Consider the following 24,914-nt stretch of genomic DNA (forward strand, 5'->3'; position numbering starts at 1 on the left):
ACGGCCAAGTGCGTTAAAAAATAATCTTAAACATTTCCCATGAACAGGGATAAGTGGCATTACAGCCTATGACGGTAGGATGCACATTGGCTCCCGCGCCACCATTACCTGCGGCTTGGATATAGTGACCATTGATTGACTTAAGCGCCACTTTATCGCCATTTTGGATCAAAGCACCGGGGTTATTCGGCAACTCAATCGTGAAGGTTTCCCAAATAGAAGCCACCGTTCGATTGGCATTTAACTCAGCGCCACCACCTTGCTCTGCAACAAAGTAATAGCCAGTGGCTGTTTGAATGTGGACGGTGTCGCCATCAAACAGGTTACCGCCGTTGACATCGATAAGATTAAACCGCTCCCAAGGGCCAATCGCAATACGATTGGCGTTTACTGTATTACCGCCATTGTTTTCTGCAACGAAGTAGTATTGTCCGCCGGTTTCAAACGACACATTAGTAAAAATCGTCGGGCCACATGGGGCTGTAGTGAAGGTTAAGTCTTCCCCTTGAATGGTGGTGCGAGGTGGCTTTGGATCTCCTCGAAAACGAAAATGATATTCGCTGCCGCAATCTAGGTTCGCTATTTGTGCGCTAACCGGGCCATTCACACCACCCGGTGTTGCGAGTACGCTGTAGCCGTAATTAGTAGTTGGGCCATAATCAAACGTTTCTCCACTTAAACCAATAGTAGAGGCGGAATAGCCGTTTAATTGAGCGGAGGTTTCTGTGATATTGCTCGCAGCTTGGGTCACATATTGCGTACCAGCGTGCGCTAAAAATGTACTACCAAACAATGTGAACAGTATCAATTTCAAGATATTCATTGTCTAGCTCCTTTGACTAAAAAAGCTGTTACGATTAACAGCCCTTTTAGCTTAGGAGAAGGAGTTGCAAATGCTATTACACCTGCTTACACCATTAATTGCCAGAAGTGGGCTTCTGACGTGGTGTACGCTTTTCTCCAGCGTGTTGGCTCTTTGGCTTGTTTGCAGACGATGATGGACGGCGTCTACGGTTGCCATTGTTATTACCAGCAGGTTTACCGTTGCTACTTGGCTTATTGTTGCGAGGACCTGAATTTTGCTTAGGTTTGTTTTTCGGCTGAGCGGAAGGTGTTTGCTCAGCGTCTGTCGCCTTTGGCTTTTTAGGTTTCTTTGGCTTTTTCGGCTTGATTGGGCGTGTATCTAATTTTGACTCAGGTACGGCAAGTTGCGGCTCAAACCCTGGCTCCACTTTACGTGGCACCAGCTGTTGAATTAATCGTTCAATGCCAAATAAGTCGCTTGCGGTCTCTTGGGTAACAAACGAGATAGCTTCACCTGTCGCACCAGCGCGGCCTGTTCTGCCGATACGGTGAACATAATCTTCGTAAACATTTGGCAGGTCAAAGTTCACGACATGAGGCAGCTCTTGAATATCCAAGCCCCTTGCTACAATATCAGTGGCAACAAGTACACGCACTTCACCATTTTTAAAGCCAGCAAGGGCTTTCATGCGAGCGCTTTGGCTTTTATTACCATGGATTGCTGCGGCATTGATCTTGTCTTTTTCTAGATCCTTTACCAAGCGGTTGGCACCGTGTTTTGTGCGGGTGAATACCAACACTTGTTGCCAATTATGCGTTTGCACTAAATGCTTGAGTAAGTTGGTGCGTTTACTTTTGTCTACCGGGTACACCCACTGAGTCACGCTTTTTGCGGTGCTGTTTGCTGGTGCCACAGAAATCTCTACCGGATCATGAATTAGCCCTTTCGCCAAGGCTCTAATCTCTTCAGAGAATGTTGCAGAGAACATCAAGTTTTGTCTGCGGCTTGGCAATACTTTGATGATGCGTTTGATATCGTGAATAAAGCCCATATCTAGCATACGGTCGGCTTCATCCAATACCAGTACTTCAAGGTCATCAAATTTGACAGCATTCTGCTGGTAAAGGTCGAGTAATCGCCCAGGTGTTGCCACTAAAACATCAATGCCTTTACGCAGCTTCATCATTTGCGGATTGATCTTCACACCGCCGTAAACGACTTCAGAGCTGATAGGCAGGTGTTTACTGTAAAGCGCAACACTTTGCCATACTTGGTCAGCAAGCTCTCTGGTTGGTGTTAGAATTAACGCGCGTACATTATTCGCACGTGGTTTAGTACCGGCAATCAGCTTTTGCAACAAAGGTAATGTAAAGCCCGCTGTTTTGCCCGTTCCCGTTTGCGCTGCAGCCATCACGTCTCTACCTTCTAAAATGGCAGGAATGGCTTGTTCTTGAATGGGAGTCGGTTTGTCGTAACCTTGTTCGACAACGGCTTGATTTATTTCTGGGGCTAAACCTAGGTGGCTAAAGCTCATGATTTTGTACTCTGTATTGGGCGGCGGGCAAGAGTACAGTATTTACTCCGCTTAAGCAATTTCGCCGTGTTGTTAAATAGCCTCAGGTTAAATAACGATAGGCGGGTAGATAACAAGGCATAGCGTTAAAAGCAGAATGTAAACATCAGGATTACAATCAAAATAAGTGAAAGGAAACGTTCGTACTAGAGGTCTATTGATGGCATTAGTTATTCACGACCAGTTTGCTCTGTATCTGAGTCACTAATTTGGCAAACTGGATTAACTTAGGAGATGTATGGACTCCTCCCCCTTATCGGGAGAGTACGGTATAAAGATATTGCAAAACACTTTTACCAAATAAGGAGTCCATACATGACACAGTCTAATTTAATTGCTATCGACTTGGCAAAAAACATTTTCCAAGTAGCGCAGCTGAAAGGCAATAAACTCAAGTTTAATAGCCAAAGCAAAAAACAAGTAAAAAAAAGTGAAAGTAAAAACAAGTGGCACCCACTACTATTTGCATCAAAAACAGAAAACAAGAAAGAATAAATCAATAAGAAAAAATCAATTAAGAAAAAATCAATGACATATATGGACGCTCAGCTGCTGTCAAGTAATACTCATCCAACAAGGTTGTGTTAACAGCCTTGTTGCTTCTTTTATTTATCTCTCATTTACTATTTGTATGTATTGATAAACAGTCACTTTGAGTCACCCTAAATAAGGTGCTGCTCTGACATATATTCGGGCTTAACTGACTTTCAGCGCCCCTAATGAGTTTCGAACCTAGCCACCCAAAAAGTAGAATACACCCACGCGGCATTGAATGCCTTGCCTATAACGGGTTTAACTAGGTAGGTTTGACCTTTTGTTCATCGTTATGTTTACAGCAATGAGAATATGGCTATCAAGGGCTCATAAACACCCACTCGGGCTCGAGGCCCTTGTCACGACCGGACTCCTTGATAGCCATAATTTGAGTCATGATTGCGCCTCACTTTGTGTATATTGGGCTTTATAAGGTTCATTTCTTTGTAGCAATATCCACATTAAGCGAGCCAATCGGTGGGCCGTGGCCACCACCGCTTTATTTTTACCGCGACGTTCTACCAATGCGTTGATCCATTTGTTTAAATCATCCTGCTTTTTGTGCGCATGATTGACCACTGTACGGGCACCATGAATGAGTTGTTTTCTTAGATAACGATCACCTCGTTTGGTGATCCCTCCCATCTTATTGGTTTCACCCGAAGCATATTGACGTGGTGTGATCCCAAGCCACACAGCCAACTCCTTTTTATTAGAAAATGCTTGCCCTTTATCTATTGTGGCACTCAATGCCGATGCGTTGATAATCCCAATTCCGGGGATGGATTGGATAATTTGAGCAGCTTGGCTCTGTTCATTAAACTGCTTAAATTGTGCCTCTACATTTTTAATATTGGCGTCTAACTTTTGCATTTCTTCATAAACGTCTCTGAGGAGTAGATTTAAAGCTCCATGTAAATTACGGTTGAGCAGATCAGCAATGGTTGCACGAAAAGACTTTAAGCTCTTCTTGATGACGATGCCAAATTCAAGTAACAAACCACATGTTTGGTTGATGCAGGCGGTTCGATTATGTATGAGCCGTTCCCGATAGCGATGTAGTGCTAGGATTGCTTGTTGATGCTCTGTTTTTACAGGAACAAAGCGAATGTTAGGTCGAAGGCTCGCTTCATAAATCGCCATACAATCATTTTTATCGTTTTTATTGCCACGGACAAAAGGGGTAACATGTTGCGCAGGGATAAGCTGAACTTGGTGCCCAGCTTGTAAGCAGTACCGCCCCCAATAATGAGACGTTGAGCATGATTCCATAACAACATTACAAGCAGGTAATTGGGTCAATGTTTGCAAGAGCTTTGCTCTATCTAACCTTCTGGAAAAACATTTATTACCTTGCTTATCAAACGATAAAAGTTGGAATACATTTTTTGCTAGATCAATTGAAAGCGTGCTAACGTTATTCATGATGGACTCTCCTAATAACTGTGTTTGCAACTATCAGTTTGGCGCATTGACGCCGATTTGGGAGCGTCCATCTCATCACCCATCACTATAAATCGGCTGCATGTTTGACTAGCCTTAATTATCAATTGCTGCAGGAGTAGGCTTTCTACTCTTTTTATTAAGAGGTTTTATGAATAATACAGAAACACAATCAATCGAAAGTATCTGGCAAGAGCAGCTTTCAGGTTATGGCTGTGATCCCGATTTAGCTTATGCCAAAAATACGTTTTTTAACCAGTCTAACGAGTCTATTTCAGCAGCATTTTCTCGCAGCGTAATTGAAAGGGCAAATGAACTAAGAGTTATGCCTAATGTGTTATTTAATAAGGACTTTTACTTCTTCATTGACTTCCTAATGAACACAGATCATGAACCATTCGACGCTTCTGAGGTAGCGAGCTGTTTTGCATCCCTTCTCAAAGAGAAGCTGGATTCAAACTCTATTGCTAGCTCAGAACTCGTGAAGCAATCCAAAGGCGCGGTGGACTATTTAACGCGTAACACTATTTTTTTTAATGAGGATGCGGATATCTACGGTGATCTAGAAGCAAAGTTGAAGGCTTTAAAAAGCCAGTTAAAGACTTATCAAATTTAGGCTGCATCTGAGGTTAAAAATAGTGGTCAAATTGAGTTGGCCAATGAAAGCTAATAAATAGATAAAAGAAATAAGTGACATCCATCACTATTAATATCCAAGCTGAGGAAGTGAAGTAAAAAAGTATAAAAAATACTTCAACCACTTTGGTCAAAAACGTTTATAGATAGGCTAATTTTTAGCGCTCAGGCGTATCTATTCAACAAAACAGGTTTATCGCGCACGACAAGGCGCTTTAAATACAACAGTAAGAAATTCTAGAGTTGAAAAGCTTGCTCTGCTAAGCCAACAAACGCTCGCAGTTTGTTAGGTTTGTCCGCCGTCTTTTTTGCAGTGTTTCACAGTAAGCGGTTATTGTCCGCTCTCGACCAACTGCACCGTGGAATACCTGTGAAAATTGCGTGGTGAGTTTTATCCAGTTCTCCGGTTCTATATTTAATCGAGTGAGAATGACTTGTGCTTCGTTTATATAACCGCGTTTATCGACCCGAATGCATTTGCCCGTGAGCTCAACTAATTCAATATAGGACTTGAGTTCAAAGGGCAGGCCTTTAGGCATATGTTTTCGTGGGCTGCCAGCAAAACGTAGTAGACTTTTTGGTTGATTACCCCGTTTAGCGTGGTCGATGCGCTTTTTGATGCTGGTGTAGTCTGAGGTCTCAGGCGTTGCAGCGATTTTGGCTCTAATTGGGTTTAAGTCTACGTAAGCGAGACAAGCAGCCAGTGCTGCCTCATCCAGTAATGCTTGGGATTTGAATCGTCCTTCCCAGAATCGGCCTGTACAATTATCTTCTTTATTTGCTCGGCGGGCGATGTCTTCGTTAAGCACTCGCATAAACCAGCTAATATCTGCGAGCCTTTCCCTGTACTTGGCGACATGCTCATCGAATATCAATTGTTCCGATTCATTGAGTGGTTCACCTTCAGTAAATTTTTGGCTTACCCAATTGCCTTTAAACAACTTGTGCCATCGAATAACAATTGCTTCATCAGACAGGCGCTTAGCCTTTTTATCATCAACATATAAAACAATGTGGGTGTGATTACTCATCACGGCATAAGCACAAATATCAATACAAAACACGGAGCCCAGCATCAGGAGCTTTTCTTCAACCCAATCACGGCGGTGTTCGTATGATTTGCCAGTAAATTTATCTTCACCGCACAGAAAGGCGCGCCTCACGCAACGGGAGATACAGTGATAATATTTGGTGTCGGTTAAACTAATTTGTTTTTTACGGGCAGTTGCCATAGTTTGGTTTCCTCAATCCTTTGAGTGCAGAATTTAAGCTTAGGCGGAATTTTAGGAAGGTGCAAATTAGTGATGGGTGTCAGCTATTTAATTACTGCTATTTAATTCATAGGGAGTCAAAAGTGCTCATACATGGGGCTTTTAGCGCTTGCCACATTACAGCATTGTTTAGGCTTGGATATCACGTTATTAATGTGTTTAATAAATGTTTTATATATTGATTTTTTGTTTCTCCGCTGCCAGTATAGCCATTAGTAAGTTTCCGGTTTGGAAACTTTAAACAATGATTATCAAGGAAATAAAATGAAACTAAGCCTTAAGAAAAGGAACATGAAAGTACTCAATAAAGACAATAGCCACGTTGTTAAAAATGTCACTTTGCAAATTGCTGGTGGTTATAATCGAGGTTATACAGACTTTTATTTTTGTGGGACAACGCACTGTCCATCTGCGTATCCAGAGTGTGAAACTATGGGGTGTAACGCGTAACCTTGCTCCATAGTTGGCAATTACTCATCAATTCATAGGTTTGTTCTGAATCTCAAACTTATGAATTGTAATTCAGTGCATTCCTATTTTATCAAACACCTTCCAAAGTGCCTTTGCGTGTACTTGCTACAACACAGAAAAATCACGACAAGTAGAGATTGACTCTCTGAGTGCTTTAAATATACGTCACTTTTATATGTTGGGCTTTGTATCGAACACTCTTTTGTAGTATGGCTTTTAACGTTTTACTCTTTTTTGACTGGTATGTTATATTGTATCAATTGTGGGCGAGCATGACAAAGGAGAAAGCGTGAACGTAAAAGTACAGTCGCTTGGAGACAAAGCAGCAATTGGGTTATCTATGTTGTGCTTAGTCCATTGCTTAATATTACCTTTGTTATTATTTGTACTTCCTCCCTTAGCGGGGTTATTAACGCTTTCTGATGAAGCTTTTCACGAATGGTTACTCATAGCCGTGCTACCCATTAGCGTATTGGCCCTTGGATTTGGCTATTTGCGGCATAAGTCAGGTCTTGTTGTGGGCATGGGGTTAGTAGGCTGCACATTCTTGGTGCTAGCAACTATTTTAGGTGAACAACGCGGAGAAACCTTGTTCACAGTGCTTGGCTCTATGCTCATCACCTACGCTCATCTTCGAAACTATGCGCTGCGTCGCAATTTTCACTAAATAAAACCCTATTTGGAGTTACTATGAATAGCCTTATGCCTATAGAACCCTTGCTTGACGTGGACTCAGTGCATCATCAGCAGTCAGAACATGCCACCGTGTTAACCAAAATTTATGAGCCCAACACCAATATTGTGATTTGGCAACATGCATTATCATCTGCTTTAAAAGCAGAGTTTGGCCGCTACTTAGAAACAGCAAAAGAGCTAGAGTTAGCGCTACAAATTGCGACTAGCAAGATCACTTGCGAAGTCAGTGAGTCGTTAAAGCGTTTGAATTTTAGTGATGCGATGGTGGCGCATATTATTGAAATAGTAGATATGTTTAGCTGCTTATTTGAACTTCGCGTCGTTGGTTTACGGTTAAAAATGCTCGAGACTGCAATGTGCCCGAAATTTCATGTTGATAAAGTGCCAGTACGACTGGTGACTACACTCGCAGGCGCTGGCAGCGAGTGGCTTAGAAACCAGCATGTATCAAGGGATGGCAACAAACTGACTATTTCTCCTGAAGCTGATGCAATACAGCTTGCCTGTGGGGATGTGGCATTATTAAAAGGTGAGCGTTGGGAAGGCAATGAAGGCCGTGGCTTAGTGCATCGCTCACCAGCAGTAGTAACAGGGGAAAGACGATTGCTACTGACATTAGATTTTATCGCATAGACTGGATTTATTATGACAACAAAATTAACTGCATTTGTATTTAGCGCTATTTTTAGCCTCTCGCTTTTGGGATGCCAGTCAGAGCCTACAAATATCGGTACCTCCGCGGTAAGTGGCCAAGCAACCGTCGCTCCGCTTAAAATCGCGACTTGGAACATGGAGCATTTAGCATATCCATCGAACACAGGGTGTAGGCCTCGTGATGAGCAGGAGATAAGCGCACTGCGCGATTATGCAAAAGGGCTTAATGCAGATGTTATTGCGCTGCAAGAAGTCGCATCGGTTAAAGCATTAGAGCAGGTCTTTCCAAGTAGTGAGTGGCAATTACTGATTTCAAGTAGAGCTGATAGCGCGACGTACGACTGTAGAGGAAGTGGCAACGTCTCTACACAGCAGAAAACCGCTTTTGCAATTAAAAATAGCCTTGCCTCAAGCAAAGTGGATAACGTGAGCGAACTTAGCGTGGATGTTGAAGGGCTAAGACATGGTCTAGTTGTGACCTTAGATACTCAGTTTGGTGAGCTTTCACTGCTTAATGTCCATCTTAAAAGCGGCTGTTTTGTTGATAACTACTCGACATCGGATAAAAAAGCCTGTCGATTGCTGGCAGAGCAATTACCAGTACTCAAGTCCTGGTTGAAGAAACACGCAAATAGCAACACCATTGTGTTGGGCGACTTTAATCATCGTTTAAGCCATGGCGACAATCAATTTTGGCAGCAGTTAACCAAGCACCAAAATAACGCCTCTACACCTTTGATAAATGCAACTAAGACGCTGACAGGTTGTCACCCTCGTTACCCTGTGCCGATTGACCATATATTACTGAGCAACAAACTTGCAAACACGGTAAAATTCGCCCCCAGCGTACACTTTTTTGCGGATATGTCTGAAGAGAAAATGCTCAGCGATCACTGCGCTATTTCGGTGTCAATTAGCGTGCGTTAAGACTGTTGCTAGTTGTACTAAAAGGGAGCGCATATAGCCAACCGCTGCCGTGCAAATATTATCAAGGTCTAATCAACAAAAAAAGCAGCATCTTTAATGGCAACTTTAGTGTTGAAATTAGACCTTATTTGCTTTTGCTAACGGCTTCTGTTGTTGTGATTGGATAAAAGGGTATGAGGCTTATCTAACGGCATAGCAGGGCGACACTACGCCTTTGATCCCTTTGATCCCTTTGATCCCTTGGATCCGGTATAAAAAATTACCGAGCCGAGAGAATTAAAACAACATTTAAGTTGTCTTGAAGCGGTCATGCCTGCAATATCATGTTTGGCCTATGATAAAAATATTGTGTATTAGGGCCTGTTGCTAACATAAGCAGCTATTTGACAACCGCACTTAATGAATAACTTAAACGAAAGGAGTGTGCTATGCCATCCGCAAACTTACTTGCCTTGCTCGATGATGTCGCTGCGCTAACAAAATTAGCCGCAACGAAAACCGCTCCGGTGTTAGGAGACGATCTTGCCGTCAACGCAGAGCAACTATCGGGCGGGATCAAACCAGATCGGGAACTTGCAGTCGTATGGAAAGTGTTTAAAGGCTCCTTGCTGAACAAGTTTATTTTAGTGCCTGTTGCTTTGGCTTGCAGTTACTTTGCGCCGTTTATGATCCCCATTATGCTAATTTTAGGGGCACTGTACTTGCTGTTTGAGGGCGGCGAAAAAATTCTCCACGCTATTTTTCACCGTCAGGAGCAACAGCAAGAAACCGATGAGTTTGTCAAAGCGCTTGAGGATGAGCGTGTTGACTTAGTCGAGTTTGAAAAAGACAAAATCAAGGGCGCTATTGTTACCGACTTTGTTCTGTCGGCGGAAATTATCATTATTGCGCTGGGGGCGATTGCTGATCAGCCTTTTGAAAAGCAAGCAATAGTCCTTTCGTTAATTGGACTTGCGCTGACAATCGGGGTTTACGGAATTGTGGCCCTGATTGTTAAGCTTGATGATATTGGTTTAGCCATGATTAAGGACGCAACTAAGACTACACTTGCGGCGATAAAACGTGGGGTGGGTAAGGGGCTGCTTTATTTTGCTAACGGTCTGATGAAGTTTTTGTCAGTCGCTGGTGTGCTGGCAATGCTTTTAGTTGGCGTTGATATTTTGGCTCACCAGTTCCACTTACTTGAAGAAATTGTTCACGCTATTGAAAAGCTGATCCCTGCAGTGAGCTGGCTTTTGAGTATTATCGCCAAGCTTGGATTGGGTGCGGTGATTGGTGTCATTATCGCGGCGGTGCTGAGTCAGTTGCTGGCAGTGTTTAAAAAAGCATAAATAATCGCAAGTAGGCCGTATATTTCAGGGCTACTTGCAGAGCTTTTCGATTACCTTCTAATCGGCACTTGCTGGTTGACTGGCTTTTGCGGTGCTTCATTGAGGTTTTGTGGTAATAAACGTTTGGCTTTACGCTGCTCTCGTAGCGTAAATTGTAGCGCTTTTAAAATCCGCGCATCCAATGGCGTTTCGCAAAACGGGCTTAACAGGTTGTTTTCTTCCGTCGGATCTTCACTCAAGTTATAACACTCGTATTCACTGGGAATGAACTGAGTGGTTGTTATTCCGTCTGGGTTGCCGACGCCAACGACATTACTCACAGACGCTTGCTTGGTAGGCTCATCGTTACCACCAAGATAAACTTGGTTCGGGTCTTGCTCATAGAATCTAGCGTTATCAAAATAACGCACAAACTTCCATTTCGTGTCACCGCTGATATCCGGGAGTTGCGTTATTACGGCTTCAATATGGTTCGGTTGGATAATACTATTGTAAGCTTTACCGGTAAGCATATTCGTCATATCACTGCCAACTTCGATGTTGTCATCGGTCATAAAGTAAATGGCTTCTTCTTTGGGCGACGCTTCACCTAAAATGACGTTGGCTAGGTTTCTGCCAACGAGTGGCTGTGCCTCACTGTGATCTTTAGCAAGTTGAGTACGAGTTTGCTCAATATCTATATCCGCTAGACCAAGCAGGGTAGGCAGTAAGTCGATGTGCGATGTGGTGATATCAAGCTGCTTAGGTTGATTGAAAAGCACAGGATTAGAAATAATAAACGGCACGTTTAATACTTCTTGATACGCGGTGTACCATTTTTGATGTAGACCGCCGTGAGCACCCAGTAGCTCACCATGATCTGAGGTAAAAATGACAATAGTATTTTCATAAAAAGATGACTGCTTTAACGCGTTAAATACCTGTTCTATATGCTTGTTCACTTCTGCGATAAGATAGTAATAAAACTGTCTATAGGTTTCATCTGGTGGCTGTGGTAGATACATATGCGGGTACATAAGCTGATAGTCTTTTTGGCATCTAGGCTTGTCCATTAAGCTTTCAGTTTGGCTTGGGGCTGGCGCAACACTTGGAAGGTTACCGGCTTCTTTTTCGGCATAAAAGTTGGAAAACCAATCTTTTTGTCCCATTAATACAATGTCATGAGGGTTTACGAATGAAGAAACCAGTAAAAATGGTGTTTGGTCGCCGTTTTGTGCCTTTTCTTCAAGTTGTTTAAGGGTTTCACAAACTTGATTGGCAAATCCCGGATCTCGAGACGTACCTGAATTGTTCTCTGCAGCGCCATGAGGTTCAGGACCTATCCATTGACTAAAGCCAAACTTATCTAGACGCTCTGCGCGCTCATAGAGAGCTTGTTTTGCTGGGTAAGGCTCTCCAGTTTCAGAGTTACTATACAGCGCTTGCTGACTTCCCGGCACGGTAATATCCTCATCGGAGAGGTGCCACTTACCACGATAATAGGTTTGATAACCCGCTTCGCGAAACCAAGAGCCCATGGTTGGCACAGTGTTGGGAGCCAGCCAGAACATGTTTTGATCAAATGACGACTTGCCAATTCCTGGTGTTTGGCTCACGCCGTGTAGGGATGGATATTGTCCCGTGTAAATGGATGTTCTACTTGGTGCGCATGCCGTCGCTGCTGCATTATGATTCATGAATTCCATGCCACAGCGGCGCATTTCTGCCATGCACGCACTGTGCTTGAGTCGATACTCTTTTGCTTGTGAATTTTCGTAAGGCGGAGGGAAACGCTCTTCATCGGTGGTAATGATTAGAAAATTCGGTTGTTTGCCATTAATCTTCATTACAATCTCCTTTTAACTTGCACAGGGCAAATGCCCACGGAGAGTGTAGTTGAAGATCCTTAGGTATTTGCGTTTTGTGTAATTTAATTGTTTTTTTATTTTAAATAATGTGTAAAAACAACATTCTGTATTTTCTCAACGGCGAATAGAAAAAAGGCCTTATCGGCCTTTTTATATGCTTTGGTATTTGGTGAGTTACCAATCGCCTGGGTCGCCGCCATCTGAGTCGCTGATCTCTTCGTAAGTACCGCCGGTGTCAATACTCAGCTGTTTAAGAAACTGAAATGTAGGGGTACTAGATACCGACTGAGATGCAGATGAAACATCTAATACATACATCTTATCTTTATTAGCCAGAATATTTTGCACTGTGCCTGTATAGATTGTGGCATTGAATTGCACTGGTGGTAGCTCAAACAGGTATTTAGAGGTTACGCTTGTTTGCCAATTTGAGCCGCCACAGCTAGAGACTGGACTGTCATTTTCGCCGCCATCAGTAGAACCATACACTCTTAGCAGTGCGCCATTAGCGGCTTCCGTTGAGTAATTTGCTCTTAACTCATCAGCGCCATCACACATAGCTTGTGCAAGTGCAGTTAGCCCCGAGCACCCTTCTGGATCTAGTTGATAGAGTGCCATCATTGCCGCATTGAAACCGACAAACCCGTTAGTTAGAGATTGAATTTGACCGCCACTAGCAAACGTTTTCACATTTAACTGTTGGCCATTAATTATGGCATCTAAAAAGAACTTTGATACTTTTTGCACTGCCTGTTGCTTTGAGAATGAACATCGGCTTTGTCCATCTGGGCGCAACGTGTTCATTGAACTACTGCGGTCTAAAAAAAGCACGCCATAAGATTCAGGCGCAGCGAGCGAATTGAAACTCGACATTGTGGTTGCCAATACAATGGCAGATACTAAGATTTTCATCATCGTGAACTCCATGTCAAAAGATACCATTTGCATTATCTAATTGGGAACCTCACGGCAGCGACAAGATATTGTTCAAATGGTGTAAGAAGTATCTGGCTGTACTGCTGATGCAGATACATGATTTGCGCAAGTAAAAAAAATGAGCTTGATTGGTTGCAAATTTGTTGCGCAGCGTAAGGGTAGGGTAGATTCTAATTTTATCCATTACACCACATTACAGCGATAATTTATTTTTAAAACATAATGTTACATTGAATTGTGAAGTAAGTTTCAGTGTTTTCAGTATGTTATGTTTAGCTGCTTGATATTATAGCGGTTGCGATTTAGTTTCTAAAAAAAATATACAGTAGGATGAAGTAAACTGTATTCAAAAGTACGAAATAATAAAAACAATGACAGGAAGTTTTATGAAGCGATATCTATTTTCTCTTTTAGGTTTAATTGCAATCGTCGCTGCTGGTTGGAAGTTTATCCAGTATCAGTCTTATTACACTTCAGATTATGTTGATGTAGTGTTGTCTTCACAAGTGCTTAATGAAGATCGAAAGGTCTTTATTCGCCTCCCAAAAGGATATGACAAAGCACATAGTTATCCACTCATTATTCGCACCGACGGCAACTTTAATCTCGCGCGGTGGGATGAGGTACTAAGCAGCCTTGCCGAACAAGGTAGGGTAGAAGATGCCATTTTAGTGTCTATTCCCAATCAATTTTGGACTGAGACCCGCAACCGCGACTTAGTACCGCCTTATGCTCGACAAGATGTTGCGATTGAGGCTCGTCCAGAGAGTGACAATGAGCCTGCCATTTTTGGTCGTGCAGATCGTTTTTTGCAATTTGTTGAAAGCGAGCTGTTACCCTATTTAGAAGCTAACTACTCAATTAACGACAACCGTGTGTTAAGTGGGTTCTCTGCTGGTGGAAGTTTTGTACTTTACACCATGGTGACTAAACCTGCGCTTTTTGATGGCTACTTTGCTTTTAGTCCTGCTGCGTGGTATGACGACTCGGTTGTCGTAAAAGAATTCGCAAAAAGCCTAGCCAATATTCAAGGCAAACCTAAGTATATTTACCTCTCCATAGGCGGTGCTGAGAATGACATCATTACGGGGTCATTTCGCGGTTTATTAGAGGCACTTGAACAGCATGCGCCTGCCAATGTGCGTTGGGGACACAGCATTAGCGAGGGCGCGGGGCATTCACAAAATCCAGTGGTTTCCGTGCCACTTGCCTTGAGTGAGTATCATCACTTTAGAAAAAATCAGTTAATGTAAGTGTTGCAATGCTTTGATTTCAGAGAGCAAATGTTTTTGTTCACTTTCACTTAGCCCTTCAAGCTTAAGCATGGCTTGGTAGGTCTTTAATAGTGATGGCTTATCTCCTTTTTGGTGATAAGCCATGGCCAATTGCTGCAGTGCATTGAGGGACGCTGAGTTGTGCTGGCTCACAAAGCTGAACAGGTTGATGGCCGCAGTGAAGTTACGTTCGAATAGGGCGCCATACCCGAGTGAAGTCAGTGCGTCGTAGGGGTAAGTCTTGAGTCCGTATAGCGATTTAGCGATGGCAACATGATTTTCCAGCTGAGTGACACCCGCGGCCGCTACCTTCAAGGATGGCTGATAATGGTTAAAGAGGTGCTGCAGACCATGATAATAGCTTGGGTAGACGACGCTCATATGGGATTCGCCGCTAAAGTGCTGCGCTTTGAAGTCAATTCCATTTGGCTTTCGCCAAGCATCATTAAGACGTTGAAATGGCTGCGTTATGATTGCGCTTTCGTCAGCCATGCTGATGTAGATACACTTGTTGATTAACGCTTTTGCCAGTAAGTCATTTAATAATCGCTCTTTATCCCACCAAAGGCTTGGACTTGCCAACATCACACCATTAAATAAATCGGGTTTTTCAAGTAGCGCATAGGTTGCAAACAGCCCACCGAATGAGTGTCCTGCTAACGCGCGATAGCCTGATGTGCGATAATGCTTGTCTACGTAAGGGATGAGTTCTTTGTCGATAAATTGCAGTAGCATTTCTGCACCGCCCGGATTTTGCTGCCGTGTTGGACCTGCAAAATGTCCCAGTACCGCAAGGCTACCTTTGCGATAAGACGGGGTCAGATCTCGAGTGCGGTGTTCGTTGGTTTCGATGGCAACAATGATAAGTTCCGGTATTTTATGTTGTTGTGCCAAGAAGCGAGCCGCTGAAGCGGTATGTTCAAGATTGCTCTGGCCATCAGTTAGATATAACACTGGATAGCCTGTATTGCCTTGCTCATAGCTTGGTGGCAGGACGATATGAACCGTTCTTTTTTGCGAAAAATAAGCGGATGAAAGCTGCAGTGTCGAGTTCGAATCTACTGATTTATTAGCAATAGCGCTACCAATTGACAGCAACGTAAAAATAGCCACGATAACAATGTGAGTAACTAACCTAGCTTGCATAACCGCTCGTTCCTTGCTTAAAAATCATCACTAATTTAACACGAGTCAAAACGACAAGGAACGAGTTATATAGCAGCGCCTAGGAATTATTTGTGTTGTCTTGAGCTTTGCAAGGTCACTATTACTCCATTCTCATTGGTGTTTGTGTCTTCTTAAGTAATTTAGAAAAGATAGGTTTTAAGCAAAAAAGAGAAAACACTGAAACTATTGCCATCACTAAAATGCCGATCAGTGGAATAGCATAACCAAAGGTAAAACTAGCACCGACCACGTGTCCCAATATGCATTCTGCGCGGTAGATTGGATAAAATAATCCAGCTATCAAAAGTCCTAAGGCTGTATACATGGTGAGGCTTTGATAACCGAACTCCCAAAGGGCTGATTGCAACAAGCTAAAGAGTAACATCACAAAGAATGCGACCAAAAACTCAGTAGGAATAACCACGGGTGCTGTTTTTTTAATGCGCTCTGTGCCAATTGCTTTATGTAGCCGCAGTGCAGTAAGCCAAGCTAATACGGGAATTATGATAATGCCCCATGCGTTAGATACTGCTGGAAAATCAGCTCTGTGAAGTAAGTGGTGACTCACTATTCCGCCATTTAAATGTTGCCACATCAGCGTTAGTATCACGAGCAAGATTGCCGATGTAATTAGGCCTTTGTTGATTTTGTTCGCTTTGACTGAAAGCATGTTTCTACTCCTAACTGATTAAACTGTAATTTAACTAAAAAAGACGGCTGAAATGCGTGGCCACCACATCATGACAGCGGCCGCGCAGACACCAATCGCGGTGATCACAAAACCTAGGCTCATCATCACCGCGATTATCCAAACCGGTGCGCTGACGTTGGTTTGGCGTTTTGCCCAAAAGTAGAGCTCTGCGAGTACCATTGGTAGCAGATAGCAGGCAAACGAAATAAATATATCGACAGGGCCATCTAAGGTTGCGGTATTGCCATTGAAGCCTTGATTGACCATGTACCAACCAAACAAATAAAGACGAAACGTCCACACCCCATTAACCAAGAAAAAACTATGTGCGGCATAACGTTGATGTGCGGCGATATTTTTTTGTATGGCAGCGCGCCAAGCAAAAAATATCGCAATGGGAATTAATATACCGTTGAATGTTATCCCAATGGCACCAACATCGCTTAGCCTAAGACTGGTTACCCAAGTGAGATATAACCCTGTGAGTGCGCCCGAAATACCGAGAATAAAAAATACGCGTCCGTTGTAGCGATGAAAGCGTGGAAAGCGTTTTCGCACCGCAGGAATAAGCTGTAATAAACCGTTGGTGGCTAAAATCACAGCGGGTAAAACATGGCTAAAAAACACCTTGGCATCTTTTGTGTGTCCACTCGCCGGTGAAACCGCTGCACTTTGCTCTGTGAGTCCCACGATAAGCGGGATGGCATATAGGCCTAAGATATAAACAGCAAACATCCATTGCCCGAGCAGTGCGACACACACCCAGCTCTTTGCGGCACCATTCAATACACTAAAGGGACTAAAGAAAACCCCTGTTGTTTTGGTCAGATTGAGGGAAGACAAAATACTTATCCTTATAAATCAATAAACTTGGTATATAAAATGACAAGGTTTTGCTATCTCGTCGCTTTGATTTTGAAAATCAAAGCAAAGAAAGTAGGCTGAATTTTAAAAATGCTGGTGTTAAGTTTACTTACAAAGTTAATTTGAATGCTTTTGGTGTGGCTGTTAGAGTTTCTGCGTCTATCAATATTCCTTCAATCGCCATGACTATTGAAAACTATTACCTACTTTTGCTTAGCCTATGTTGCACTTTGGTTGTTGCTCAGCTTTTTGTAAAAGAGAAAAAAGCAGCACATTTACTCTTTGCTTTGGTGTGCGGCTCAATAGCTTTGGCCACCACCAAAAAGCTGACGCAGGACTCCTTAAATGGATATCAGTATTTAATTGGCATGGGTGCTTGTGTGACCTGTAATGGGTTTTGGTTGCTTGCTAGGGCACTATTTAGAGAAAAACATGCCATTTTAAAAAGGCATGTTGTGTTTGCAATCGCCATTGCTGCCTTGGTCATATGGCGACAAGGCTATTTGTTTATCGATAGTCAATTACACATGAACGCTCGCGGATTTGTTGAGTGGCTTAACATTGCGGCGTATGAGCTTACCTTGTTGTTGTCATCTAGTGTACTTATGCTGGCATTTTGGGAAGGGTGCAGAGGGTTCTCGCAGTCTCAAGGGCAAGAAAAAGCACAAAGGGTGCTATTTTTATCCGCTTATTTTATTTGCGTCGCAGGCACTAAACTAATCGAAAATCGCTTTGCCGATAATCGTGAGGTTCAAGAATGGGCAGTGACAAGCGCAGCTATCCTCATTATATTGACGGCGCAAGTGTTACTGTATTGGCGATTTTCATCTCAACGTACAAGTACATCCATTAGGTGCGTCGAATCAAATGAACCAACACAAACCGAGGATAATATTGCGCTCCAGCAACAGGTGGAACACTTTCTTATCGAGCAAAAAGGCTTCCTCAAAGAAGGGTTAAAAGTTGCTGACTTAGCTCAGCAATTTAATGAACCTGAATACAAGATAAGTCGAGTGATACGACAAAACCTGCAAGCGCGAAATTTCAGCCAATTGGTCAATGAGTTGAGGGTTGAACATGCCAAAGTGCTGTTACAAGACCCCGCTAAACAGCATTGGCCAGTACTTGTCGTTGGACTGGAAAGTGGTTTTGCGTCGGTTGGACCATTTACTAGAGCATTTAAAATCGCCACTGGAACCACGCCAAATCAATTTAGAAAGCAAAATGGTCAAACGCAAGTGCTACGTGAAGCACAAGAGTAAGTGGCAATTAGGGCCTAATCTAGCTTAGTCAGTTTGTATTGTAGCTGCTGAATAGGCAGCTCTATCGTCTGTGGGTCAAGCTCTGGCGTAATATCACTGACAGGAAAGACGTTATCTATTTCCACCGAATTCGCGATAGCGTTAGTATCGCCATTGGATAAAAAAGTAAGTTGGGTGTAATCACTGGGCTGTAAGTCATACCGAGCCAGCGTTGCCTTTAAGTCTATACTGTATTCGTATGCGGCTAATAGGCTACCTGCGTTATCGTTGTATCTGCAGATCCGCCATTGATAGCTACTTTTGATAAACTCCAGCGCCCAAATCCCACCTTTATCTTGGATCATTTGTTGTGGTTGTTGGCAGGGCTGTGGTAGGGGCAGTAAACGGCTATGAGACCAAAGCCCCTCGTGGTTTTGGCACAATAAGTCGCCCTTACCAAGGTCGATAATATGCGAGCTTAGACCATATTGGCAAAACTGGGAGGCGGGAATGAAAAAGGGAGCGCTGTGCTTGTTAAGCGCGCCAAACGCAATATAGCCCATTAATACCTCAGTGTTGGTCATCCAGCCAAGGTAAACATATTCATCATCTTGCCAGTTTATTGATGCGATTTTCCCCTGTTTAACGGTGTTAGTCAGCGTGAAGTGGTCGCTTTTACCATTAAATGTACAAGTCAAACTGCCTTGTGTAGCGTCGATGTTGCATGATTGCTGAACTTGCTCCTGTGATAACCGCTTTATTTTAGAATTTGGCGTTTGATGGGTTAGCGCTGAGGTGAACTTAGCCGCAGCAGACAACAGGCCGGTTTGATCTTGTTTAAAACGACATTTAGGCTGTATCTTTGAGGAATTGAGCACGACACTACCATCAAGTACAGCAAGCTCACAGCTATTGGCTATGGTACAAGCCGCGAGCAACATAACGCCACCAAAGGCAATCCAAGTGTTTTGCAAATCACAATACCCATCAGTCATCAGCTACATTCTATAAACATAGCTGATAACACCTTGATTAAGCAATATGTGCAGCAATACCCGATTTTCCCATAGCGACTTCGGCTTTTAGTACTTGGCCGTTGATGTAATCGCCACTATTTTGCTTTCGGTAGGGGATTGGCTTTTCACTAAATACGTGTGTTAAGCGCTCTGACCAATTGGCAATTTCATCAGTTATACGTTGATTAGGCTCGCCTTTTGCGTCGAAAATAACATGGTTTTGTAGAACGTCCATACCTGGGAAAAACAAAGTCCCGTGCGTGATCGGAAATAGTAATTCGTCCATTGTGCCGTTTATCCCTAAAGGAGAGTAATCCTCATATCCACCACCTGTGGTTACACAAATTAACGCTCGTTTTCCCTGTAAAACTCCCTCGCCGTAGCGCAATTGGTTCCCTTTGTTTTGATAACCGTAAGCAAAGCCATAGGCATAGACTCTATCGAACCAGCCTTTAAGTATGGCAGGCACGCTGTACCACCAAAGCGGAAAATGAAAAATAACCAAGTCGGCAGCCAGCAATTTTTGCTGCTCTTGAATAACGTCTTCGGTTAGGGTGTTTGAGTGATATGCCTTGCCAGACGCTGCAATAATCGCAAGTGGTGCTTGAGAGTCATCTTGCGGGAAGTCGGTTGCGTCAACCACAGCCTTCCAGTCCATTTGGTATAGATCTGAAGTTTGAACTTGCAAGCCCATGCGCGTTAAGGTTTCGACACTTGTTTTGGCGAGTGTCTGGGTTAAGGAAGTCGGCTCTGGATGTGCCGATACCACTAGTGCGGATTTGGTCATGATAAGTGCTCTGTAACGAATAGGAGTTGTTACTATCTCTCTAATCTTGCTATAAATGAAATTGAATATTTTTACCCTAGGTATAAATTAAATGGATAGCAAAAAGGTGGACTTAAACCTGCTTCAGGCTTTGGTGGTGCTACTGGAAGAGTGCAATGTGACCAAAGCGGCAGATAGGCTGAACCTCAGCCAGCCAGCAGTAAGCACTCAGCTAAGTCGGCTGCGCGGGCTATTTGGTGATCAGTTATTAGTCCCTATTCATAAAGGCATGCTACCAACTGCCAAAGCGCTTGCTTTGCTGCCGGAACTTCGCGCTGCGATGAAGCTTGTAAGTAACGTGTTAGTAGAGCATCAAGACTTTATCCCTGAAACGGCCAATTTAACCTTTAAAGTGGCATGTACCGACTATTTACAGCTGGTGGTGATGACAGAGGTGATACGGCGTTTAAAAATAGCTGCGCCCAATATCAAGGTCGTGCTTTGCCACTTAACAATAGCAACACTTGCAGCCCAGCTACAACACTCAGAACTCGATTTGGCATTAATGTCGCCGGAATGTGGGCCTGATTCGTTAAGATTTAAAACCTTATATCAAGAGAAGTATGTCTTGATTGGCAGAAAACACCATCCACAGCTAACGCCAGAAATGACAATAGCAGATTATGTAAAGCTTGAGCATATTGTGGTGTCTTTTGAAGGAAATAGCACCTCAACATTCGTTGATTCAATCTTGCAGCAATATGGTGTATCGAGGCAGGTGATGACGTCAGTGCCCTCATTTTTATTGGTGCCGGAACTAGTGAGAAATACCGAGTTGGTTGCACTGATTCCGGCTCGTCAGGCATCAAAACTCGAAGCAGATTTTACCCTCGTTGAAAATCCGATACCTGACTGTGCTTTTGACGTCGCTATGGTGTGGCACGAAGTACAGCATCAATATCCTGCACTTCGTTGGTTACGAGCGTTTATCAGTCAGACTATGGCTGAGGTTTGTTAGTTATTTCGTCCAACTCCTCGGTTGGCTCGCTATTTTGCTCATTGTCGTCGAGTTCATCGTCGTTATCGCGAGGCGTGTCTTCGTCAACGACAAGCAGCTGTTCGTGTGCTGTTTTTTCTTCGATACGCGGGTCCATGGTGGCTGCGAGCGGTGAGCTGGTAATATCAGAAGTCGCAGCAACATAGTCGCTAGGCTCTGGTTGCTCAGCTTTTTGTCTGGCGTTGATAAAGTGGAGCAGTAAGAACATGACAACGGTTAGTGCGCTTAACGAAGCATATAGGGCTTGATGACCAAAATGGGACATGATCTGTGCAATAGCGGCCGAGCCAACACAGGCACCTCCGCCAAATGCCACCAACAGTGCAGAAGAAACGCCAACACGGTCTTCATCATCAACGCGGGAGTTTGCTAGTGCCGAAGAAAGTGGATACATGGTAAATGCGAATAACCCAAAGCCAAAAGTCAGCCAGAGACTGTAGCTTGGACTCAGTGGAAGCAAAAATATACAAAGAGAAATCAAACCGATAAAAACAGCGTTACTGCGCAGTAAGATACTTCTGCGAACTCGGTCAGAGATAATGCCCATTGGCCACTGCGCAAGCAAACCTGCAAAAATCGTTACCGACATATACATAGCAATTTCTTCGGCATTAAATCCTGACTGGCTGGCAAAAGTCGGGGCAAGGCCATAAAAACTACCATTAATCACTCCGGCAAAACAGACCGCCGTGAGAGACTGAGGCACTTTTTTGAAGTAGGTAAACAGACTTACTTGAATAGGCTTAAGTGGCTTAGGGTGGATCCGCCTCGTCGTTGAAATAGGGATAATTCCAAAGGATAAGGCAACAACAATTAAAAACAGCGGCGCATAGCCAAGCTCAGGAAAATTAGAAAGCGCAAATTGCCCTGTTACCATACCGAGGTAGGAGGTGAGCATGTAAAAAGAAAATACTCGTCCCCGCTGCTCAGGCGCTGCTTGTTCATTTAGCCAGCTTTCGAGCACCATAAAGTTACACATCATGCCAAGACCCACCACAAGTCGTAGTCCAAGCCAAAGATAGATATTGTCACTCACCCCATGTATTGCTACGCAGGCTGTCACTGCCGCTGTGCTTGCCGCAAACGCGCGAATATGTCCAACTGATTTGATCAGGTGATAGCCTAATTTGGCACCGAGCAACAAACCTAAGTAATAAAACGAGGTAAGCAAGCCAATCCAAAACGTACTGACGCCGTGCTGGCCTAAATAAAGCGCTAAGTAAGTAGTCAGCAGGCCTGTCCCACCGACTAAGAATAGATTTGTTAAATAAAGCGATGGAAAAGATTTCATATCGACCTTGGGACTCATTATGGATTTGCGTGTAACGCTATAATAGTAGGGGACAAATAGTTTATTTCCAAGCAATCTTTGGTGTTTGGCTTAGGTTCTACCTAGTACATTTTTGTTCAGGTTTTCAGCTTGTGGCTGGGGGGATCTGATAAGGCGTTGAATAACGAGAGTGAGCCTTCTTTATTTAGGGCTAGCATTTAAAAATAACTGTGCTCAAAAACCAAAGTAACGAGTGCATAGGCGGAGAAAATGTATGAGTTAAAGCTCTTTTAACTAATTGAAATAGAAAGTTACTTTTTTATATTTACTCCAATTAACTAGCAGGACGTATAAATTGAGCTAGTGCGGTAGATTCATTGCTCAAGTTTATAAAGGAGTAACAGAATGCGTTTCAATTTTTCGCAGCGAGCAATTTATATTCAGGTCTTTCTAGCATATCTTGGAGCTATTTTAGTACAGCGACTAGGGTGGGAGTTAGCAGGATGGTTTAGTGGATCTCCACATTGGCGTAACTTTACTGAGAATTTACTCGGTGTAGTGTTTGTCATTTTAATTGCTAGATACTTAAAAGTCTGGGAAAAAATATATTGGTTAACCGTAGATGCCAAACAATACTGGTATCTTTTTGTATTGCCACTGGCATACGTATCAATCAATATTTCTCAGTGGTACCCGCATTCGTTTTCGGAAATTGCTATTGGTAGTATCTCAACCCTTTTCACTGGAATTTTAGAAGAGGTGTTATGCCGAGGTATTGTAGTGTACATATTACTTTGCTGTTATGTCAGTGGTGGCGCTCGGCGTCCAGTGTTGAAAGCTGCATTCTTCTCTGCGCTTTCGTTTGGTATAGTTCATTTGGTGAACGTGTTTGAAAAACCGGATTCAATTGGTGTAATAATTGGACAGGTTATTTATGCGACCTTTATTGGTATGGGGTTTGCGGCATGTTACCTAAGAACTAGAAGCTTAATTCCGCTTATTGTTATACATATACTCATTAATTGGTTTAGCTTTATGGGTCATGATCCTACGAAGGCTGAAGCTGCCTCTTTTATTGCCACCGTTCCTGCTATCATTGTGTGTTTTCCGCTGTTTGTTTACGGCGTGATGATCCTTTATAAATCGGAAGAAGCGGTGCTCAAGCGTTGGTTAGTGAATAAGGAAGTAAATTGATAGATTGGAAGACCTTGCCGCTATTTATTGCCAGTATTTTATACATACTACTTGCTGTGCGACTAATGCGATTGAGGTATGCTCAGCTTGATGATGAGCATACCTCGGGTCACCTGATTGGACTGTTTGTTGTTTTGGCTACTTTGTTGGCGGATGAGTTTTTTGTTCAAAACAGACTTTTGACGGAAGGTCAGGGTTATTGGGCGTTACTTATTACCAGCCTAAACCTAGTACTCGGGCCTTTGACCTATTTATATGCATCGGCACTATGTAAACGTTTTAGTTGGAGTAAAGTGGTACTGCACTTAAGTCCGATTATGATGTTTTTCATACTGAGTATTTGCGCTCAAAAGATATATCCAGAATTACAGCAAAATAGGTTGTTTCTCACTTTTTTTAGTTTACTTTTTTTGGGAAGCTTATTGCCATATCTCATGTTTACGTTTGCACTATTGAAGGAATATCTCGACTCTATTAAGGCACACTTCTCAAACGTGCAACGTCATGATGTTAGCTGGTTTAAGTGGTGGCTCTACTTAATTACGGCGATGGCGATTTTAGTCTGTACATCGCCATTTATGCCTCAGCTCTTTTGGCTTGATACACATTGGCTGTTGTTTATTTTTGCTCTGTTACTAAGCACCAAAGTTGATTTTATTGCTCCTTCTGCAATTGCCCCTTTAGATACTCAAGTGACGGTAGAAAAGGAGGCGTTAAAGGGCATTGAGAAGGTGTTCACTAAAATAGATAGCGAAGTTAAGAAACAGAAATTGTATCTGCGCAACGGTTTAACGCTTAACGAGTTAGCCAATGCGTGTGTGATGACTACCCACGAAGTGTCTCAAGCGATAAACCTGATCTATCATTCAAACTTTTATGATTATATGAACAACCTTAGGGTAGAAGAGTCAAAGCGTTTATTACTGCGAACACCAGCCCAACAAGTTACAACAATAGCTTATGAATCAGGGTTTAACTCTAAATCTTGTTTCTATAATATTTTTAAGCAGCGAGTGGGTTGCACGCCCACAGAGTATCGTAAAAAGTCGGTATTGAATTAGCTTAAGATGACAGGCTAGTTTGCAAATTTCAAGAGCTGTGCTTGATTGGCATTTCTACATTTTGCCAGCCTGCCGGGCTGAGTGGACTGTTGTAAAAGCCAGCTTGAAAATGAACACTTCCTTGTGTTCATAAACAATAGTGATATTTATGTGGCTTAGTATCAGTCCTGTTCGAGGAATAATACCAAT

General features: G+C 43.0%; 24 protein-coding genes. 12 read left to right on the forward strand and 12 right to left on the reverse strand.

The genetic code is table 11. The features are described from left to right. Window positions 1-13 precede the first annotated feature (13 nt). Both PNC201_RS04645 and PNC201_RS04650 read right to left on the reverse strand, forming a co-directional pair. Window positions 14-823, reverse strand: coding sequence for a fascin domain-containing protein (locus PNC201_RS04645; RefSeq protein WP_102056322.1), 810 nt, complete (start codon window positions 821-823; stop codon window positions 14-16). 94 nt (window positions 824-917) lie between these two features. Beyond that, window positions 918-2,339 carry a DEAD/DEAH box helicase gene (locus PNC201_RS04650; RefSeq protein WP_102056323.1) on the reverse strand — a complete coding sequence of 474 codons (1,422 nt, stop codon included), beginning with the start codon at window positions 2,337-2,339 and terminating at the stop codon, window positions 918-920. A 354-nt stretch (window positions 2,340-2,693) separates the two neighbouring features. Between PNC201_RS04650 and PNC201_RS04655 the strand changes: the two genes are divergently transcribed. Then, window positions 2,694-2,873, forward strand: a complete 180-nt coding sequence (locus PNC201_RS04655; RefSeq protein WP_102056324.1) for a hypothetical protein — start codon at window positions 2,694-2,696, stop codon at window positions 2,871-2,873. A 432-nt stretch (window positions 2,874-3,305) separates the two neighbouring features. Here PNC201_RS04655 and PNC201_RS04660 read toward each other — a convergent pair whose 3' ends face one another. Then, entirely contained in the window at window positions 3,306-4,337 is a 1,032-nt protein-coding gene (locus tag PNC201_RS04660; protein ID WP_102056325.1) for an IS110 family transposase, read from the reverse strand. Window positions 4,338-4,506: 169 nt separating this feature from the next. Here PNC201_RS04660 and PNC201_RS04665 point away from each other — a divergent pair, with 169 nt between their 5' ends. Continuing rightward, complete coding sequence (locus tag PNC201_RS04665; protein ID WP_102056326.1) at window positions 4,507-4,971, forward strand: hypothetical protein; 465 nt, start codon at window positions 4,507-4,509, stop codon at window positions 4,969-4,971. 280 nt (window positions 4,972-5,251) lie between these two features. Here PNC201_RS04665 and PNC201_RS04670 read toward each other — a convergent pair whose 3' ends face one another. Continuing rightward, entirely contained in the window at window positions 5,252-6,223 is a 972-nt protein-coding gene (locus PNC201_RS04670; RefSeq protein ID WP_102056327.1) for a transposase, read from the reverse strand. A gap of 330 nt (window positions 6,224-6,553) precedes the next feature. On the opposite strand from PNC201_RS04670, the gene PNC201_RS04675 reads away from it, so the two are divergent. From PNC201_RS04675 to PNC201_RS04700, 5 genes are all read left to right on the forward strand, one after another. Then, entirely contained in the window at window positions 6,554-6,712 is a 159-nt protein-coding gene (locus PNC201_RS04675) for a hypothetical protein (RefSeq protein WP_227387324.1), read from the forward strand. A 310-nt stretch (window positions 6,713-7,022) separates the two neighbouring features. After that, complete coding sequence (locus tag PNC201_RS04680; RefSeq protein ID WP_102056328.1) at window positions 7,023-7,400, forward strand: MerC domain-containing protein; 378 nt, start codon at window positions 7,023-7,025, stop codon at window positions 7,398-7,400. A gap of 23 nt (window positions 7,401-7,423) precedes the next feature. Beyond that, entirely contained in the window at window positions 7,424-8,062 is a 639-nt protein-coding gene (locus tag PNC201_RS04685) for a DUF1826 domain-containing protein (protein WP_102056329.1), read from the forward strand. A 12-nt stretch (window positions 8,063-8,074) separates the two neighbouring features. Further along, window positions 8,075-9,010, forward strand: coding sequence for an endonuclease/exonuclease/phosphatase family protein (locus PNC201_RS04690; protein ID WP_102056330.1), 936 nt, complete (start codon window positions 8,075-8,077; stop codon window positions 9,008-9,010). A gap of 428 nt (window positions 9,011-9,438) precedes the next feature. Beyond that, window positions 9,439-10,341, forward strand: a complete 903-nt coding sequence (locus PNC201_RS04700) for a DUF808 domain-containing protein (protein WP_102056331.1) — start codon at window positions 9,439-9,441, stop codon at window positions 10,339-10,341. Between the two features lie 50 nt (window positions 10,342-10,391). On the opposite strand, the gene PNC201_RS04705 is transcribed toward PNC201_RS04700, so the two are convergent. Both PNC201_RS04705 and PNC201_RS04710 read right to left on the reverse strand, forming a co-directional pair. Further along, window positions 10,392-12,167, reverse strand: coding sequence for a sulfatase-like hydrolase/transferase (locus PNC201_RS04705; protein ID WP_102056332.1), 1,776 nt, complete (start codon window positions 12,165-12,167; stop codon window positions 10,392-10,394). A 195-nt stretch (window positions 12,168-12,362) separates the two neighbouring features. Beyond that, the gene (locus tag PNC201_RS04710; RefSeq protein WP_102056333.1) at window positions 12,363-13,103 is read right to left on the reverse strand and encodes a hypothetical protein; all 741 of its coding nucleotides are present in this window, start codon (window positions 13,101-13,103) and stop codon (window positions 12,363-12,365) included. A gap of 407 nt (window positions 13,104-13,510) precedes the next feature. On the opposite strand from PNC201_RS04710, the gene PNC201_RS04715 reads away from it, so the two are divergent. After that, entirely contained in the window at window positions 13,511-14,377 is an 867-nt protein-coding gene (locus tag PNC201_RS04715; RefSeq protein WP_102056334.1) for an alpha/beta hydrolase, read from the forward strand. On the opposite strand, the gene PNC201_RS04720 is transcribed toward PNC201_RS04715, so the two are convergent. The 3 genes from PNC201_RS04720 to PNC201_RS04730 all read right to left on the reverse strand — a co-directional run bounded on the left by PNC201_RS04720 (window position 14,369) and on the right by PNC201_RS04730 (window position 17,099). After that, complete coding sequence (locus PNC201_RS04720) at window positions 14,369-15,544, reverse strand: alpha/beta hydrolase-fold protein (protein WP_102056335.1); 1,176 nt, start codon at window positions 15,542-15,544, stop codon at window positions 14,369-14,371. The two genes, PNC201_RS04715 and PNC201_RS04720, sit on opposite strands and share 9 nt — an antisense overlap. Before the next feature lie 121 nt (window positions 15,545-15,665). After that, complete coding sequence (locus PNC201_RS04725) at window positions 15,666-16,235, reverse strand: hypothetical protein (protein ID WP_102056336.1); 570 nt, start codon at window positions 16,233-16,235, stop codon at window positions 15,666-15,668. A gap of 30 nt (window positions 16,236-16,265) precedes the next feature. After that, on the reverse strand, window positions 16,266-17,099 hold the full coding sequence (locus PNC201_RS04730; protein WP_102056337.1) for a DUF2306 domain-containing protein: 834 nt from the start codon (window positions 17,097-17,099) through the stop codon (window positions 16,266-16,268). Window positions 17,100-17,149: 50 nt separating this feature from the next. Here PNC201_RS04730 and PNC201_RS04735 point away from each other — a divergent pair, with 50 nt between their 5' ends. Beyond that, window positions 17,150-18,382 carry a helix-turn-helix domain-containing protein gene (locus tag PNC201_RS04735; protein WP_199539685.1) on the forward strand — a complete coding sequence of 411 codons (1,233 nt, stop codon included), beginning with the start codon at window positions 17,150-17,152 and terminating at the stop codon, window positions 18,380-18,382. 14 nt (window positions 18,383-18,396) lie between these two features. On the opposite strand, the gene PNC201_RS04740 is transcribed toward PNC201_RS04735, so the two are convergent. After that, window positions 18,397-19,356 (reverse strand): hypothetical protein, encoded by a 960-nt coding sequence (locus PNC201_RS04740; protein WP_102056338.1) that lies wholly within the window; start codon window positions 19,354-19,356, stop codon window positions 18,397-18,399. A gap of 37 nt (window positions 19,357-19,393) precedes the next feature. Further along, window positions 19,394-20,164: an NAD(P)H-dependent oxidoreductase gene (locus PNC201_RS04745; RefSeq protein ID WP_102056339.1), complete on the reverse strand. Its 771-nt coding sequence runs from the start codon at window positions 20,162-20,164 to the stop codon at window positions 19,394-19,396. Between the two features lie 91 nt (window positions 20,165-20,255). Here PNC201_RS04745 and PNC201_RS04750 point away from each other — a divergent pair, with 91 nt between their 5' ends. After that, complete coding sequence (locus tag PNC201_RS04750; protein ID WP_102056340.1) at window positions 20,256-21,161, forward strand: LysR family transcriptional regulator; 906 nt, start codon at window positions 20,256-20,258, stop codon at window positions 21,159-21,161. Here the strand turns inward: PNC201_RS04750 and PNC201_RS04755 are convergent. Then, window positions 21,142-22,491, reverse strand: a complete 1,350-nt coding sequence (locus tag PNC201_RS04755) for an MFS transporter (RefSeq protein WP_010607839.1) — start codon at window positions 22,489-22,491, stop codon at window positions 21,142-21,144. The genes PNC201_RS04750 and PNC201_RS04755 overlap by 20 nt on opposite strands. A 384-nt stretch (window positions 22,492-22,875) precedes the next feature. Between PNC201_RS04755 and PNC201_RS04760 the strand changes: the two genes are divergently transcribed. Then, window positions 22,876-23,664 carry a CPBP family intramembrane glutamic endopeptidase gene (locus tag PNC201_RS04760; protein WP_102056341.1) on the forward strand — a complete coding sequence of 263 codons (789 nt, stop codon included), beginning with the start codon at window positions 22,876-22,878 and terminating at the stop codon, window positions 23,662-23,664. Continuing rightward, window positions 23,661-24,725 (forward strand): helix-turn-helix domain-containing protein, encoded by a 1,065-nt coding sequence (locus tag PNC201_RS04765; protein ID WP_102056342.1) that lies wholly within the window; start codon window positions 23,661-23,663, stop codon window positions 24,723-24,725. Before PNC201_RS04760 ends, PNC201_RS04765 begins: the two co-directional genes overlap by 4 nt. Window positions 24,726-24,914: the final 189 nt, after the last annotated feature.

The organism is Pseudoalteromonas sp. NC201, from assembly GCF_002850255.1.
Taxonomy (GTDB): Bacteria; Pseudomonadota; Gammaproteobacteria; order Enterobacterales; family Alteromonadaceae; genus Pseudoalteromonas.

Coding starts and splice junctions, on each gene's coding strand:
- PNC201_RS04645 (WP_102056322.1), bottom strand. CDS start 823: ATGAATATCTTGAAATTGATACTGTTCACATTGTTTGGTAGTACATTT.
- PNC201_RS04650 (WP_102056323.1), bottom strand. CDS start 2,339: ATGAGCTTTAGCCACCTAGGTTTAGCCCCAGAAATAAATCAAGCCGTT.
- PNC201_RS04655 (WP_102056324.1), top strand. CDS start 2,694: ATGACACAGTCTAATTTAATTGCTATCGACTTGGCAAAAAACATTTTC.
- PNC201_RS04660 (WP_102056325.1), bottom strand. CDS start 4,337: ATGAATAACGTTAGCACGCTTTCAATTGATCTAGCAAAAAATGTATTC.
- PNC201_RS04665 (WP_102056326.1), top strand. CDS start 4,507: ATGAATAATACAGAAACACAATCAATCGAAAGTATCTGGCAAGAGCAG.
- PNC201_RS04670 (WP_102056327.1), bottom strand. CDS start 6,223: ATGGCAACTGCCCGTAAAAAACAAATTAGTTTAACCGACACCAAATAT.
- PNC201_RS04675 (WP_227387324.1), top strand. CDS start 6,554: ATGAAAGTACTCAATAAAGACAATAGCCACGTTGTTAAAAATGTCACT.
- PNC201_RS04685 (WP_102056329.1), top strand. CDS start 7,424: ATGAATAGCCTTATGCCTATAGAACCCTTGCTTGACGTGGACTCAGTG.
- PNC201_RS04690 (WP_102056330.1), top strand. CDS start 8,075: ATGACAACAAAATTAACTGCATTTGTATTTAGCGCTATTTTTAGCCTC.
- PNC201_RS04700 (WP_102056331.1), top strand. CDS start 9,439: ATGCCATCCGCAAACTTACTTGCCTTGCTCGATGATGTCGCTGCGCTA.
- PNC201_RS04705 (WP_102056332.1), bottom strand. CDS start 12,167: ATGAAGATTAATGGCAAACAACCGAATTTTCTAATCATTACCACCGAT.
- PNC201_RS04710 (WP_102056333.1), bottom strand. CDS start 13,103: ATGATGAAAATCTTAGTATCTGCCATTGTATTGGCAACCACAATGTCG.
- PNC201_RS04715 (WP_102056334.1), top strand. CDS start 13,511: ATGAAGCGATATCTATTTTCTCTTTTAGGTTTAATTGCAATCGTCGCT.
- PNC201_RS04720 (WP_102056335.1), bottom strand. CDS start 15,544: ATGCAAGCTAGGTTAGTTACTCACATTGTTATCGTGGCTATTTTTACG.
- PNC201_RS04725 (WP_102056336.1), bottom strand. CDS start 16,235: ATGCTTTCAGTCAAAGCGAACAAAATCAACAAAGGCCTAATTACATCG.
- PNC201_RS04740 (WP_102056338.1), bottom strand. CDS start 19,356: ATGACTGATGGGTATTGTGATTTGCAAAACACTTGGATTGCCTTTGGT.
- PNC201_RS04745 (WP_102056339.1), bottom strand. CDS start 20,164: ATGACCAAATCCGCACTAGTGGTATCGGCACATCCAGAGCCGACTTCC.
- PNC201_RS04750 (WP_102056340.1), top strand. CDS start 20,256: ATGGATAGCAAAAAGGTGGACTTAAACCTGCTTCAGGCTTTGGTGGTG.
- PNC201_RS04755 (WP_010607839.1), bottom strand. CDS start 22,491: ATGAAATCTTTTCCATCGCTTTATTTAACAAATCTATTCTTAGTCGGT.
- PNC201_RS04760 (WP_102056341.1), top strand. CDS start 22,876: ATGCGTTTCAATTTTTCGCAGCGAGCAATTTATATTCAGGTCTTTCTA.